12 protein-coding genes and 1 pseudogene are annotated in these 13,497 nt (G+C 63.1%); 8 read left to right on the plus strand and 5 right to left on the minus strand.

What is annotated here, in order from left to right:
• Window positions 1-29 precede the first annotated feature (29 nt).
• Entirely contained in the window at window positions 30-2,174 is a 2,145-nt protein-coding gene (locus HMPREF1219_RS12030; protein WP_051120573.1) for an ATP-dependent helicase C-terminal domain-containing protein, read from the plus strand.
• A gap of 5 nt (window positions 2,175-2,179) precedes the next feature.
• Here HMPREF1219_RS12030 and HMPREF1219_RS12035 read toward each other — a convergent pair whose 3' ends face one another.
• The 3 genes from HMPREF1219_RS12035 to HMPREF1219_RS12045 are packed head-to-tail and all read right to left on the minus strand — an operon-like array spanning window position 2,180 to window position 5,589.
• Window positions 2,180-2,947: an SDR family NAD(P)-dependent oxidoreductase gene (locus HMPREF1219_RS12035; protein ID WP_016459204.1), complete on the minus strand. Its 768-nt coding sequence runs from the start codon at window positions 2,945-2,947 to the stop codon at window positions 2,180-2,182.
• Window positions 2,947-4,593 (minus strand): DUF885 domain-containing protein, encoded by a 1,647-nt coding sequence (locus HMPREF1219_RS12040; protein ID WP_016459205.1) that lies wholly within the window; start codon window positions 4,591-4,593, stop codon window positions 2,947-2,949. The genes HMPREF1219_RS12035 and HMPREF1219_RS12040 overlap by 1 nt, the downstream gene beginning before the upstream one ends.
• A 27-nt stretch (window positions 4,594-4,620) precedes the next feature.
• Window positions 4,621-5,589: a TIGR00730 family Rossman fold protein gene (locus HMPREF1219_RS12045; RefSeq protein ID WP_016459206.1), complete on the minus strand. Its 969-nt coding sequence runs from the start codon at window positions 5,587-5,589 to the stop codon at window positions 4,621-4,623.
• Between HMPREF1219_RS12045 and HMPREF1219_RS12050 the strand changes: the two genes are divergently transcribed.
• The 4 genes from HMPREF1219_RS12050 (at window position 5,567) to HMPREF1219_RS12065 (ending at window position 9,277) form a co-directional block, all read left to right on the plus strand.
• Window positions 5,567-6,304 carry an NAD-dependent deacylase gene (locus tag HMPREF1219_RS12050; protein ID WP_040427853.1) on the plus strand — a complete coding sequence of 246 codons (738 nt, stop codon included), beginning with the start codon at window positions 5,567-5,569 and terminating at the stop codon, window positions 6,302-6,304. The two genes, HMPREF1219_RS12045 and HMPREF1219_RS12050, sit on opposite strands and share 23 nt — an antisense overlap.
• A gap of 10 nt (window positions 6,305-6,314) precedes the next feature.
• Window positions 6,315-7,493, plus strand: coding sequence for an ImmA/IrrE family metallo-endopeptidase (locus HMPREF1219_RS13340; protein ID WP_016459208.1), 1,179 nt, complete (start codon window positions 6,315-6,317; stop codon window positions 7,491-7,493).
• Complete coding sequence (locus HMPREF1219_RS12060; RefSeq protein ID WP_016459209.1) at window positions 7,493-7,978, plus strand: DUF4411 family protein; 486 nt, start codon at window positions 7,493-7,495, stop codon at window positions 7,976-7,978. Before HMPREF1219_RS13340 ends, HMPREF1219_RS12060 begins: the two co-directional genes overlap by 1 nt.
• Window positions 7,979-8,041: 63 nt before the next feature.
• A complete protein-coding gene (locus HMPREF1219_RS12065) occupies window positions 8,042-9,277 on the plus strand; it encodes an MFS transporter (protein WP_016459210.1) in 1,236 nt (411 codons plus the stop codon).
• Between the two features lie 24 nt (window positions 9,278-9,301).
• Here the strand turns inward: HMPREF1219_RS12065 and HMPREF1219_RS12070 are convergent, their stop codons facing one another.
• Window positions 9,302-9,805: a gamma carbonic anhydrase family protein gene (locus HMPREF1219_RS12070; RefSeq protein ID WP_016459211.1), complete on the minus strand. Its 504-nt coding sequence runs from the start codon at window positions 9,803-9,805 to the stop codon at window positions 9,302-9,304.
• Window positions 9,802-11,112 carry an AMP nucleosidase gene (gene amn, locus HMPREF1219_RS12075; RefSeq protein WP_016459212.1) on the minus strand — a complete coding sequence of 437 codons (1,311 nt, stop codon included), beginning with the start codon at window positions 11,110-11,112 and terminating at the stop codon, window positions 9,802-9,804. Before amn ends, HMPREF1219_RS12070 begins: the two co-directional genes overlap by 4 nt.
• 299 nt (window positions 11,113-11,411) lie before the next feature.
• Here amn and HMPREF1219_RS12080 point away from each other — a divergent pair, with 299 nt between their 5' ends.
• The 3 genes and pseudogenes from HMPREF1219_RS12080 (at window position 11,412) to wecB (ending at window position 13,211) form a co-directional block, all read left to right on the plus strand.
• Window positions 11,412-11,813 (plus strand): hypothetical protein, encoded by a 402-nt coding sequence (locus HMPREF1219_RS12080; RefSeq protein ID WP_016459213.1) that lies wholly within the window; start codon window positions 11,412-11,414, stop codon window positions 11,811-11,813.
• Window positions 11,814-11,854: 41 nt separating this feature from the next.
• Window positions 11,855-12,280 carry a hypothetical protein gene (locus HMPREF1219_RS12085; protein WP_016459214.1) on the plus strand — a complete coding sequence of 142 codons (426 nt, stop codon included), beginning with the start codon at window positions 11,855-11,857 and terminating at the stop codon, window positions 12,278-12,280.
• A gap of 225 nt (window positions 12,281-12,505) precedes the next feature.
• Window positions 12,506-13,211: pseudogene (gene wecB / locus HMPREF1219_RS12090) on the plus strand (non-hydrolyzing UDP-N-acetylglucosamine 2-epimerase).
• Window positions 13,212-13,497 lie beyond the last annotated feature (286 nt).

Genomic DNA, 13,497 nt, shown 5'->3' on the forward strand with positions numbered 1-13,497 from the left:
GTAAGGCCTCGCCACCTACAATGACACCCATGGTCACCACGTTTGCTTTGGACGAGATCGGCCGCGGGCTGCCGATTGATCCTGAGGATCTGTCCTCCCAGCTTGCGGCGCATCGCCATCTTGTCATCGAGGCACCTCCAGGAACCGGCAAAACCACCTTGGTTCCGCCGGCGCTGGCAAATATCGTGGGCGGCCAGGGAAAGGTGATCGTCACCAGCCCGCGGCGCGTGACGGCGAGGGCTGCCGCGCGTCGGCTGCGGTATCTCTCCGGGGACAGCAAGGCCGTGGGCTACCGGGTGAAGGGAGATTCGCAAGCCGGTAGCGCCGTCGAGTTCGTCACCCCGCGCGTGTTGGTCAACGCGCTGCTGCGGGATCCGGAGCTTCCGAACGTCGCCGCTGTCGTCATCGACGAGGTACACGAACGGCACCTGGACACCGATTTGCTCCTCGGCATGCTCATCGAGCTCACACAGTTGCGCGAGGACCTCCGCGTGGTGGCGATGAGTGCGACGGCCGATGCGCCCCGCTTCGCCACGCTCATGGGTGCGGAGATCGCCAGCTACGAGGCACCGATGTTTCCTTTGACAACGACGTACGCGCCCCACCCCGAACGGATTCAGCTTTCCGACGCTTTCCTCCGCCACGTTGCACACGTCACCCAGGAGGCATCAGAGAAGGCCACAGGCAGGGCACTGGTTTTTGTCCCCCGCATCCGCGATGTTGAGCGCCTCACCGCCCTCATTCCTGGTTCCCTGCCGTTACACGGTTCGCTCACCGCAAAGGAACAAGACCGGGCCCTTAATCGGCGCGAAGGCACCGTTGTAGCGACACCGATAGCCGAATCGTCGCTCACCGTTCCCGGTGTGACCACCGTCATCGACACGGGCCTGGAACGCCAGGCGAAGCGCGATGCGCTGCGCGGGGTGACGGGGCTGGTGACGCAGACGATTTCCCAGTCTTCGGCCACGCAACGCGCCGGCCGCGCCGCTCGTGAGGCACCGGGTACCGTCGTCTGCTGCTACAGGCAGGGCGATCTCACCCGCGACTTCCCCACCCCGGAGATCCTCTCCGCCGACCTCACCGAGGCCGTGCTTACGGCACTGGCCTGGGGCTCCACGGAGCTGCCTATGCTCGACCCGTTCCCCGAGCCCGCTTTCACCGACGCGCTCACCACGCTCGAAGCCCTGCACCTAGCCAACGGCCACGCCATCACCGACCTGGGGAGGAAGGCCGCTGCGATCCCCACCGATCCCCGCTCGGCTGCCACGCTATTGCGGCTCGGCTCCGGTGCTGCACCGGCCATCGCCAGGCTCACCGACGACGACCCGAAGCGCCTGGCCCGCTTCACCCACCGCTCCCGCACCGTCGACCCCGGCACCGTCGCCTCCACGCTGCGCCCCGAGTGGGTGGCCAAAAAGCAGGCCGACGGCACGTACCTCACCGCTGCAGGCTTTAGAGCCGGGACACGGTCCCGAGACATGCCACACACCGACTGGATTGCCATCACCGATATCAGCCGCTCACCCCGCGGGTACGTCATCAACCACGCGGAGCCTGTGAACGAAGAGCCGGAGTTCGTAACCGATCGGAAGATCATCACCGACGGCGACAATCTTCAAGTGCGGCTCGTCACCCACCTCGGCGCTATCGTTATCAAGGAAACGCCCGCCCAACCGACACCGGAGGAACGCGCGCAGTTTGAGGCCAGCAAGCCGAAGAAGATGAGCGCACGGGCGCGCAACCTGTTCAACCGCCTGCAGTTTGCCCACCGGCACCACTCCGATGAGTGGCCTGAGCCCCAACCGGGGGATTACAAGGAGCTCATGGGGCAGGTTCCGTGGGATAAATTTGGTGACATCCCGCCGGAAACGTGGACGTCCCCCGCGGGCAACAATCACCGGATCAACTACACCGACAACGGCCCAGAGGTGGCCCTCAAACTGCAGGAATGCTTTGGACTCACTACCACGCCCACCATCGTGGGCGTGCCGATCATTTTCGAGCTACTCTCCCCCGCCGGCAGGCCGCTCGCGCGCACGCAGGACCTCGCCAGTTTCTGGTCCGGCCCCTACCAGGGCGTCCGCGCGGACATGCGCGGCCGTTACCCCAAGCACCCGTGGCCGGAAGACCCGCTCACAGCAAAACCGACGGCACGCACGAAAAAGCGGCTGTAGTCGGGTTACAGGCCGAGCAGGTGCTCGGACTGTTCCCACAGCGTGCGGGCGATGTTCGTGTCGCGCACGTGACCGGGGATGAACTTCCCGGCGATGCGCGTGACGTAGTAGCTTCCGCTGAGGAGAACCTCTCCGCTGAGGAGCTCCGCAAGGCGGTCGCCACCCATCTCCGGGGAGGCGAGCACCTTCTTGGTCGCGGGCAGGTTGTATAACGGCGTGAGATCGTTCTTAGTGGTGATGCCGAAGTTGGAGCTGATCACACCCGGGTGGAAGCTCGCGGCACGCAGCCCGCGACGGGCGGCCTCGTAGGCGATGAGGGCGCAAGCGCGCTTGGATTGAGCGTACACGTCGAAGTCGCTGGCGCTGGCCCGGTCGTAGGGAACCTCTTCAGGCACGATCGCAGGGCCACCGTACTGGGCGATGGAGCTCGTCCAGATAACCGGGCCCGCCGGTTGCAGCTCGTGCATGATGAGAAAGTTGGCCAGCACGTTGACCTGCCACGTCGGGTCAAAACCGTCGGCGGTGAGACCACCGGAGGGAAGGATCCCGCCGGCGTTGAGCGCCAGCGCATCGATATTCTCCGCACGGAGTTGCTCCACGAGGCCCCGCACGGAGGACAAATCGGTGAAATCGCACCGATAGTAGTGGGACGTGACCTCTTTCAAACGGTCCTCATCGCGTCCCACGCCGATCACCTCGTGGCCCCGCTCCTGCAACTTAAGGGCCGCGGACTTGCCAATTCCGGAGCTCGCACCGGTGATGAGGATGCGCATTAGTCCTCGTCCTCACTGTTTTCAATCATTTCCTCGCGGAGGATGTTCATCGGGATAGAGCCGAGCGCCAGCGCGCGGGAGTGGAATTCCTGCGGAGTGACGCCGGTGGCGGTGACATCGTGTCGCAGCTCGCGCCACGCCCGCTGCCCCAGCGCGTACGACGGGGCCTGGCCCGGCCAACCGAGGTAACGGTTGAGCTCAAAGCGCACGTTGGCATCGGCCATGGCGGTGTTATCCTGCAGGAACGTCCGCGCGTACGAGGCGTCCCACCTTCCCCCCTCCGGGGTGGCAAGGCCGAGGTGCACGCCGATATCGAGGACCACGCGGGCGGCGCGCAGGCGCTGCGAATCGAGGTAGCCCATGACGTAGCCCGGATCGTCGAGGTAGCCGAGCTCCTCCATGAGCGATTCGGCGTACAGCGCCCACCCCTCGCCATGGCCGGAGTTCCAGCAGGCCAGACGGCGCCACGCGTTGAGGGTGTCGCTCGCGATCTGGGTGCCGAGCTGCATGTGGTGGCCGGGCACGCCCTCGTGGAAGACGGTGGTCTTTTCCTGCCACGTGTGGAACGTCTCCTGTCCCTCGGGCACCGCCCACCACATGCGCCCTGGCCGGGAGAAATCGTCGGTGGGGGCCGTGTAGTAGATGCCGCCGGTGCCCGCCGGATCGATGAGGCACTGGATGGTGGCCATCTCCTCGGGGATCTCGAACTCCATGCCGTTAAGCTGCGCGATTGCCTGGTTGGCGGTCTTTTGCATCCACTTTTTCAGCTCCGCCGTGCCGTGCAGCTGGTAGCGCGGGTCCTCCTCGAGGTTCTCCAGTGCTCGCTCGACGCTGGTTCCCTCACCGTAGAGTGCCTCGGCCACCTTCTGTTGCTTTTCGACGATCTCCTGCAGGCTATCCAAGCCCCAGTTGTACGCCTCCTCGAAATCGATATCGAAGCCGACGAACAGCTTGGAAAAGCGCTCGTAGCGCTCCAGGCCGCAGGCATCCTCCTTGGGCGCGTGCGGGGCAAGGTTCTCCGAGAGCCACTGGCGCATGGAGCCGAACGCGGCCTTGGCCACCTCAATCTCAGCCTCGGGAGCGAGGCACGTCTCGAGCAGCGAGCCGGGCTCGGCGAGCTCGTCACACTGCTTCTTTACCTCTTCGATCTGCCGGATCGGCGCCACCCGCCCCTGGACGGCGGCCTCCGACAGCGACTGCTGGTAGCCCGCGAGCGCCGCCGGGACCTTGGACAGGCGGGAGCGCATCGCGTCCTCGTCGGCGGGCATGTTCTGAAACGCCATGCGGATATCCTGCACCGGAGAATCGATGTTGTTGAGGTTGCCCATGTCTTCGTAATCGTGGTGCAGGTCGAGCTCGAGGCGCAGGCGGTCCCGCAGCACCTTGGCGGTGACGCGGTCGACATCGTCGAAATCGTCGGCGTCATCGTCCGCGTCCGTCTCGTCCTCCAGCGCGTCCACATCGGCAAGCAGCTCCCGGGCCCGGTCGGCGACGGCCGAGAAGTACTCGGGGCTGAAGTCCTGCAGTTCACCCTCCATGCCGGGGATGCCCCAGTCGGTGGCGGCGGTGGGGATAAGCTCGGCGAGACTATAGATATAGTCGTCGCAGCTGCTATCAAGAAGGGACTGTGTACGGGGCTCGGTCATAGCACAACAGTCTATCTGTTTACGTGGTTATTGCCATTTTTCCCCGGGGGAACGCCACGTCTCCAGCTCCTCCACCAGCTTGTCCACCGAATCCACAACGATGAGGGCATCGATGTACTTGCCGGCCGTGAACCCCTCGGATTGGGTGTTCTTTAGCAGCGTGACCAGCGGGTTCCAATACCCTTCCACGTTGAACAGGATGACGGGTTTGTTGTGGGTACCGATCTGCTGGTTCGTCAGAGCGTCGAAAAGCTCGGAGAGAGTACCAACACCCCCGGGCAGGGCGAGGAAACCGTCGGCAAGCTCCTCCATCGCGGCGATGCGTTCCGGAACCGAATCGACGATGTCCAGCTGGGTGAGACCCTCGTAGGCCTGCTCACGATCGGCGAGCTCGCGGGCCATAACACCGTGGACCCGCCCGCCGTGGCGCAGCGCACCGGTGGCCATCTCACCCATGAGCCCCGCGGACCCGCCGCCGTAAACCACGGTGATCCCCCGGTCTGCGAGTTGTTCTCCCAGTTCACGGGCGACATCCTTGTAGAACGTGCGGGAGCCCGGCGCGGACCCACAGTACACGGCGAGCGACGTAAGCGGCGGGCGGAGGTGCTTGATCATCGCGCCGCCGTCGACCGACTCGAAGCCCTGGCGGGCAAACGAGCGACGGGCCGGGTTATCCTCGTCCATCTCCACCGCGATCGCGGGCCAGCCCACCTTCTTGCCGTATTCCACCAGCTTGTTGAGGATCTCCAGGCCAATGCCGTGGCCGCGGAACTGGGGCACCACCGCGTGCCTCACCACAGGCGTCGCCCCGCGCGTGAACGATGCCCACGACACGGCGGCCACCTCCCCGTCCACCTTGGCCACCACTCCGTGATCACCACGAGCGGGGATAAAGCTCACAAAATCGCTGGCGATGGACTTGTCCTCATCCAGCTCAGCAACCTTCTCTCGCAGCGCCGAATCGGCCGCCGTCATCTCGCAGAAATCAATATGCATAGCTACTAGGGTAGTTGGCATGGGCAACATTGTGTTCTTTACCGGCGCCGGGATGAGCGCCGACTCGGGGCTGGAAACCTACCGCGACAAGGAAACCGGGCTGTGGGAAAACGTTGACCCCAACGCCCTGGCCTCCATCGACTCGTGGGCGAAGGACCCCGAGCCGATGTTTGCGCACTACACGTGGCGTTCCATCGTCTCCAACTCCGTGCAACCCAACGCGGGCCATCAAGCGATCGGCGCGGCGCACCTGCCCGTCATCACCCAGAACATCGATAACCTGCACGAGCGCGGTGGTTCCGAGGAGGTTGTGCACCTCCACGGCTCGCTGTTCAAGTGGAAGTGCACCATCTGTGGCCGGCCGTATAAATACACGCTGCCGGAGTGGACCGAGCCCCGTGAGCGCCTCGCCCCGCCCGAGTGCCCGCTGTGCCACAACCCGATCCGCCCCGAGGTGACGTGGTTTGGCGAGGCCCTGCCGGAGCAGGCCTGGAACCGGGCCGTGGAGCTCCTCCAGGACTGCGACACCCTCGTTATCGTGGGCACCTCCGGCACCGTGCAGCCCGCGGCGAGCCTGCCGCTTGTGGCGCTGGATAACGGTGCCCGCCTGTACGAGGTCTCCCCGCAGCCGACCACGCTCACCCCACTCGTGCACGAGTACATCTCCGCCACCGCCGCCACCGGTGTGCCGGCGCTGCTGGAGAAATTGCTTTAGGGTAAGTGCCATGAGCGTCCGAGTATCCATCGAGCCTGCGGTCCTGCGGTGGGCCCTGGGCAGAACCGGGTACGACGAGGAACGTCTCGCCACCATTTTCCCTGCTGCCCACGCGTGGCTGGAGGGCACCGGAAAACCCACCCTGACCCAGGCACGTAACCTCGCCCACCGCGCGCACATCCCGTTCGGACGCCTGCTCATGAAGCATCCAACAGGAGACGCCATCTCGCTTCCCGATTTTCGCACTGTCGGCAGCGCCTCGGTGACCAGCGCGGACAACCTAAGCCCCGAACTTATCGACGTGGTAAAAACGTGCGAACTGCGCCTGGAATGGTACGCAGAATTCGCCTCTTCAAGTGGCATCCCCGGCGTGACGGGGCTAGGTTCGGCCTCTCTCGATCAATCCCCTTCCCGGGTGGCTAAGCGGTGCCGGCATGCTTTTCAGTGGGATGATCACACTCCCATCCCCGGCTCCAACAAGGTATCGAGGCTCGCCACAGCGATGGAAGAGTCCGGGGTGCTTGTTGCCCGCAACTCGGTGGTGAACAACAACACGAAGCGCCCGCTAGCGGTGGAGGAATTTCGCGGTTTCACGATCACTCGTGACACCTATGCTCTCGTGTTTGTTAACACCAATGACTCCTCTACGGCGCAGCTTTTCAGCCTGGCACACGAGCTCGGCCACGTGCTACTAGGCATACAAGGCATTTCTGGCACGCCCTCATCATTTGAAGATGAGACTCATAAACGCGGCAACGTGGAAACATGGTGCAATGCCTTCGCTGCTGAGTTTCTCGTTCCCGTATCCTCTCTCACCCAGCACGCAGGCGGTAAGGATGACGAGCTCGCGCTCATTTCCAGCTGGGCCCGCCGCTTTGGTGTGAGCCGGGAAGTGATGCTCTACCGCTGGCACGAGGCAGGCCTCATCTCGCGCGAGAAAGTTGATGCTCTCCGGCCACTTTTCACGAGCCCACAAAGCCTACAGAAAGCGAATAAACGCTCAGCGCACGACGGAGGCCCGGCCTTTTCTACTCTGGTTCGCTTCCGCGTAGGCGAGCGCTTTCTCCACGCTATCTCCGCTGCGGAAGCCTCCGGTGAACTGTCTTCCCGCGATGCCTCGCGAATGTTGGGTATCACCAAGGCAAGTACCTTTGACACAGTGATCGGCCTGGTTCGGGACTACGCCTGATGCTGCTTATAGATTCCAATTTCCTCATCGCCATGGAATCTGTGTACCCGCAGGATATTTTTCCTTCCCTGTGGGACAAGCTCGCCGCAGCATTTCGTACTGAACCCCTCGTCATCCACAAGTCGGTGGACAAAGAACTCACTGTGTGGAACAGTACCGTCTCCCGCTGGTACGTGGGCAATACGCAGGGGATTGCTGTGAGGGAGACTGACGAGGCAGAACTTGAGGCATACACACGGGTGGCATCCTGGGTAGAAGAAGAAAGGAAGCCACGGTACAGGTCCCAGGCTGTAGATGTTTTCCTTGACGTGGCCGATTCATGGCTTGTGGCTTCCGCACTCGCCCACGGCGACACCATCATCACAAATGAGAAACATGCGCCGCAATCGGTCGCACGCGTGAAAATTCCCGACGTGGCAACACATTTTGGCGTTGAGTGCCTCGACACAATCTCGTTCTTCCGTCTGCTGAAGTGGAAGATTTAAGACGATAAGCGCGTCGACCCCAGATGCCGACACCAATGAGTGTGGTGGCGTTACCATATAACGATGCCCCGATTGTTTGCCGATACTGCACCGCTCAAGGTTGCGCCGTTTCGCTGGCTGTGGCTGACGAGCATCATCACAATCATCGGCGGACACCTCACCGTGGTGGCTGTTCCCGCGCAGATCTTTGCGCTCACCAGTTCCTCCGGCTACGTGGGGCTGACCGGCCTGTTCGGGCTCATCCCGCTCCTCATCTTCGGCCTCTACGGCGGTTCCATTGCCGATGCCTTTGACAAGCGCACCGTGCTCATGGTCACCACCTCGGGGCTGACGCTATCCACGGTGTTGTTTTGGGGGCTGTCCGCCGCAGGCAACACCAACGTGTGGCTGCTGCTTGGGGCGTACTCGGTGCAGCAGGCGTTCTTTGCTGTCAACCAGCCCACCCGCACCGCGATCTTCCCGCGCATCCTCCCCATGGATGAGCTGCCGGCGGCGATTTCCCTCAACATGACCGTGCTTCACCTCGGCGCGATCATGGGCCCGCTGCTCGCCGGCGCGCTGCTGCCGTTCACGGGGTTCACGTGGCTGTACGCCATCAACACGGTGGCGCTCATCCCCACGTTTGTCGCCGTGTTTGTGCTGCCACCCATCCCGCCGAACGCGAAGGCGCAGAAGGCGGGGCTCGCCTCCGTTATCAATGGTCTCAAGTACGTGGCCACGCAGCCGATCCTGTTGGCGAGCTTTGCCGTGGACCTCACGGCCATGGTGTTTGGCATGCCGCGCGCTCTCTACCCGGAGATCGCCACCGACGTGTTCCACTCGCCGTTCATGTTGTCCCTCCTCTACGCGAGCCTCGCGATCGGTGGCGCGCTGGGCGGCATCTTCTCCGGCTGGGTGTCCCGCTGGCAGCGTCAGGGCGCCGCGGTGTACGTGTGCGTCATCATTTGGGGCATCGCCGTCACCGTCTCCGGCCTCGGCGCGGTGGGCAAGGTGGCGTGGATTGTCATCGGTGCGCTCATCATCGGCGGCATGGCGGACATGTTCTCCTCCGCGTTCCGCAACGCGATCATGCAGCAGTCCGCCTCCGACGAGGTGCAGAGCCGCGTTCAGGGTGCTTACATGGTCATCGTGCTCGGTGGCCCGCGCCTGGCAGACATGGCCCACGGGGCGCTGAGCGAGTACATCGGCCCCGGGTGGACCACCCTCGGCGGCGGCATCCTCGTCGTCATCGGCGCCCTCGTCTGCCTCGCCCTGCTGCCGGGCCTGTGGCACTACCGTAAGCCGTCGGTGGCGCGCTAGCACCGGACGTCGACAAGCAAAAACCTACTTCCCCACAGCGTCCTTGTGGGCCTCGGCCACCCGCGCGTAACGCTCGGCGTGCTCGATGAAACTGCGGTCAATCTCCTTCTTCACCTTCCCCGGCACGCCCGCGACGAGCGAATGCGCGGGAACCTCCGCGCCCTCGAGCACGACGGCACCGGCGGCAATGAGGGAGCCCGTGCCCACGTGAGAGCGCGACAGCACCGCGGACTGCATGCCAATGAGGCAGTTATCCTCGATCGTCGTGCCGTGGACGAGCGCCTGGTGGCCGACGGTGACGTGGTGGCCGAGCGTGCACGGCGCGTCCGCGTCGACGTGGAGCACCGCGTTGTCCTGAATGTTGGTGTAATCCCCCACGGTGATGGTGTTGATATCGCCGCGCAGCACCGCCCCGTAGAACACCGACGCGTGCGCACCGATGGTGACGTCGCCGATGATGGTGGCGTTGGGGGCGACAAATGCGGTCTCGTGGATGCGCGGGGTCTTCCCGCCGAAGGACATGATCATCTGAAAGGTACCTCTCCTATCGTCTTGCGGAGTTTCCGTGTTCTTAGCTTTTCGACGTTCGCGGCCAGGGCTTCCATCGCCCTCACCGCGCACATGACGTGGGCTTCCTTAGAAGAAGAATAAAACGCCTGCGCCCCCGCAGGCAGTTTTGGCACGGCGTGCAGTGGGAGATCGGACACGCTGAGCAGCGTGCCGTAGGGCACCCGGTAGCGGTAGCCGTTGGCCGCCAGCGCACACGATTCCATGTCCACCGCCACGGCCGTCGAACCGCGCAGCGTCTCCCACATCGTGTGCGGGGTGTGCCACTCCCAGTTGCGATCCCCCGTGGACAGCACCGTGCCGGTGCGCATGAGCTGGGACTTCTCGTCGCCGTAGACGTCGGCGACGGCGCGCTCGAGGGCGCGCTGCACCTCGGGGACGGCGGGGATGGGGATATCGGCGGGGATGCGGTCGTCGAGGATGTAGTCTTTGCGCTGGTAGGCGTTGCCGAGGATGAGATCGCCGATGCGCATGCGGCCGTCGAGGCCCGCGCAGTGGCCGATCATCACCCATACCTCCGGGCGCAGCACCGCCAGGCAGTCAGTGATCGTCTTGGCATTGGACGGGCCGACGCCGATATTGATCATCGTGATGCCGTCGCCCTTCTCGGTGATGAGGTCGTAGCGGGGGAACTGGTGCTTGCCCACCGGCGTGTTCAACTTCACATACCGCGTCCCCGGGCGCTCGAGCTCCGCCCGGGCCCACTTCTCAAACTCGCTCGTGTGCATGTCATAGTTGGTGAACAGGATGAACGTCTGCACGCCCTCGCAGCCAATCCCCGTGTAGTGCTCAATGCGCTTGCAGGCGATATCGAAGCGCTGCGGCGTGAAGTGGAAGAGCGGCTTTTCCTCCCCGTGGAATTCCTCCCACTTGCCGTCGATGATGCCATCGTCAACATCGTCCAGCGTGGGGGCCGGGAACCCGGTGAGCTCCGCCCCCTCGAGCCCATCAATGTAGGCCGGCGGGATGACGATGTCCGAGTACTCGGCCCGCACCTCGCACGAGTAATTCTTCTGCAACCGCGCCACCATCTCCCGCAGGTATCCGGCGATGAGCCGGGGCCGCGACAGTGCCGACGCATACCTGCCCGCCGATTCCACGTAGCAGAATGGTTCCGTGCGGTCGATGGGGGCCCACTGAGTGACATCCACGACCAACTGCGGGTAGCGCACGGCCGCGTAATCGTCACGGTTTCCGGCGCTCACGGCCTCGCGGGCGCGAGTGCAGGAGGCATCGTAAAGCTCGATAAGTTTTTCAACCACATCCATACGAGCTAGCGTACCTGTTCCCCCTAAATGTGGGGAGGCGATTGCCAGACTTCTTGCATGTTATAGCCACAGTGGCACAATGCGATGTACAAACTGATTAAGTCCGTGGGCACACTCACAGGTTCCTACCATTCAGCTTGTAAACGGTGGAGAAAACCCATACGGTTGAACGCCAGAACAATTGAAAACTGCTAGACTTCACTTGTACAACTCCCGCCGGGGGGTTATATTAAGTGTCAAGTTTCTCGCTTCCTATAAAAGCGGGGACAACGAACTTTCTATTTATTAAGGAGAACATAATGCGTTCTATCCGCAACGCAGCTGTTGCAGGCGTTACCGCTCTCGCTGTCTCCCTGAGCGGTGTCACCGCTTTCGCAGCTGAGCCGCCGGCCAAGTCCGAGACCAACACCGCTTCCGAGAACACCAACACCACCAAGCCGGCTGAGAACACCGGCAAGGATGGTAATCCCGCGAAGCAGGAGACGAAGGGTAGCCTTTCTTCCCAGCTCTCCCCCAAGTACGACGGCGACGAGGCTGTCACTGGTCAGGATGCTTTCGGCTCCGTCAAGCTCCCCGATAGCGAACTGCCGAAGTGGCTCACCGCTTGGAAGGGCTTCACCATTGCTGGCATCGTGCTGACCATTCTCACGAACCTCATCGCACCTGCCTACAACTACCTCAAGTTCAACGGCATCATCTAATAATCGCTGGTAAGAAACAAGGCTGAAAGGAAAAAATAACAATGCGTATTCGTAATGCAGCCGTCGCCGGCGCAACCGCTCTCGCCGTTGCCTTCGCAGGCGTCGCAAACGCTGAGACCCCCGCAAAACCGACTAACACCACCGCTGGCTCTTCCCAGCCAGCTAAGGGCGAGTTCGACCTCACCGGTAAGATCCTGGACACCACCAAGGATCCCGAGCTCGCTAAGAAGCTCGAAAACCCAACCAAGGCTACAGGAGCTACACTCTCCTCCAACATCGGTGACAAGCTGGACAAGAATGTTGCTACCAACGGTAACAACATCTTCGGTGATCACCAGGATCCGAACCTCCCCGGTTGGGCCAAGCTGTTCTACGCTTCCGGCATCCTCGGCGCTGTGGGCACCGTCATCGGCACCATCATCGCCGCTGTGAACTACGGCCTCCACGAGGGCCTCATCAAGTTCTAAGGACGTCGCTGACTAGCGTCACTGGCACCTACTAGTGCCTTAAATCACACCCTCGCACTTAGTAAAGCGCGAGGGTGTTTTTATGCCCATTCATTCTGTTCTCCAAAGGATTTTCCACTACCGACGTAGGTTCAGGCTGTTTCCCAGTACCAACACCCCAATAACGGGATCCCACAGCACCAGTGACAGTGGACGACGCAGATTCTCCGGGAAAGGGCCACAACTATGGAGAGGCGTGTTCCGTCGCGGCAGAACCTCCTCGATGAGGACTTCCCCGCCGCGGACATCGCCATCACCGGCAACACCGTCATTGACGCGCTCCTCCACACCGTTTCTTTGGATGCCCGCTACGCCGATCCCGCCCCGCAGGCCGCCGCCGACGCCGACCGGGACATCATCCTGGTCACCACCCACCGCCGGGAGAACCTCCACGCCATGGCCGCCATCGGCCGCGGCCTTCACCGACTGGCCACCTTCTTCCCCCGACATCACCTTTGTCGCCCCGCTGCACCCCAACCCCGCCGTACGGGAAACCATCATCCCCCTCGTGGAGAATGACCCCAACGTGCTCGTCACCACCCCACTGCCGTACAACGAGTTTTCCGCCCTCATGAACCGCGCCAAGCTCGTGGTCACCGACTCCGGTGGCGTGCAGGAGGAGACCCCCCCCGCCCTGGGCAAACCCGTGCTCGTCATGCGCGACACGACGGAGCGCCCCGAGGCCGTCAGCTACGGCACCGTCAGGCTCATCGGCACCGACGAGGACACCATCGTGCACGAGGCCTCCGCCCTCCTCACCGACGACAAGGCCTACGACGCCATGGCCAACGCCGTCAACCCTTACGGCGACGGTGCCGCCGTCCCCCGCGTCCTCGCCGCCATGGCCGAGCTCATAGGGCAGGGCGAAAGGCTGGAGGATTTCCGGCCGTAGGGAAAACTCAACCCTGCATCAAAACGGCTGTGGACGCGCACGAGCATTCATCACTAGACCACCCGCCACCGCCCAAACAAAGTTAAATGTAAAATGGCATCAGGCGCCACGAACTGGCTGGTCAAAAAGCATCTGCCCCGCACCTGCGGGGATGAGCCCCTGGGGTACTCCGGTGACCTTAAAGCGTCACGATCTGCCCCGCACCTGCGGGGATGAGCCCTGTCTAGCGAGGGTCTCTAGTCCCCTGGTGGTATCTGCCCCGCACCTGCGGGGATGAGCCGCAGTC

It is taken from the genome of Corynebacterium pyruviciproducens ATCC BAA-1742 (assembly GCF_000411375.1).
Lineage (GTDB): Bacteria > Actinomycetota > Actinomycetes > Mycobacteriales > Mycobacteriaceae > Corynebacterium > Corynebacterium pyruviciproducens.

What these genes read in the sequence shown, in the direction of transcription:
- HMPREF1219_RS12030 (WP_051120573.1), top strand. Translation starts at nt 30, where the DNA reads ATGGTCACCACGTTTGCTTTGGACGAGATCGGCCGCGGGCTGCCGATT.
- HMPREF1219_RS12035 (WP_016459204.1), bottom strand. Translation starts at nt 2,947, where the DNA reads ATGCGCATCCTCATCACCGGTGCGAGCTCCGGAATTGGCAAGTCCGCG.
- HMPREF1219_RS12040 (WP_016459205.1), bottom strand. Translation starts at nt 4,593, where the DNA reads ATGACCGAGCCCCGTACACAGTCCCTTCTTGATAGCAGCTGCGACGAC.
- HMPREF1219_RS12045 (WP_016459206.1), bottom strand. Translation starts at nt 5,589, where the DNA reads ATGCATATTGATTTCTGCGAGATGACGGCGGCCGATTCGGCGCTGCGA.
- HMPREF1219_RS13340 (WP_016459208.1), top strand. Translation starts at nt 6,315, where the DNA reads ATGAGCGTCCGAGTATCCATCGAGCCTGCGGTCCTGCGGTGGGCCCTG.
- HMPREF1219_RS12060 (WP_016459209.1), top strand. Translation starts at nt 7,493, where the DNA reads ATGCTGCTTATAGATTCCAATTTCCTCATCGCCATGGAATCTGTGTAC.
- HMPREF1219_RS12065 (WP_016459210.1), top strand. Translation starts at nt 8,042, where the DNA reads ATGCCCCGATTGTTTGCCGATACTGCACCGCTCAAGGTTGCGCCGTTT.
- HMPREF1219_RS12070 (WP_016459211.1), bottom strand. Translation starts at nt 9,805, where the DNA reads ATGATCATGTCCTTCGGCGGGAAGACCCCGCGCATCCACGAGACCGCA.
- amn (WP_016459212.1), bottom strand. Translation starts at nt 11,112, where the DNA reads ATGGATGTGGTTGAAAAACTTATCGAGCTTTACGATGCCTCCTGCACT.
- HMPREF1219_RS12080 (WP_016459213.1), top strand. Translation starts at nt 11,412, where the DNA reads ATGCGTTCTATCCGCAACGCAGCTGTTGCAGGCGTTACCGCTCTCGCT.
- HMPREF1219_RS12085 (WP_016459214.1), top strand. Translation starts at nt 11,855, where the DNA reads ATGCGTATTCGTAATGCAGCCGTCGCCGGCGCAACCGCTCTCGCCGTT.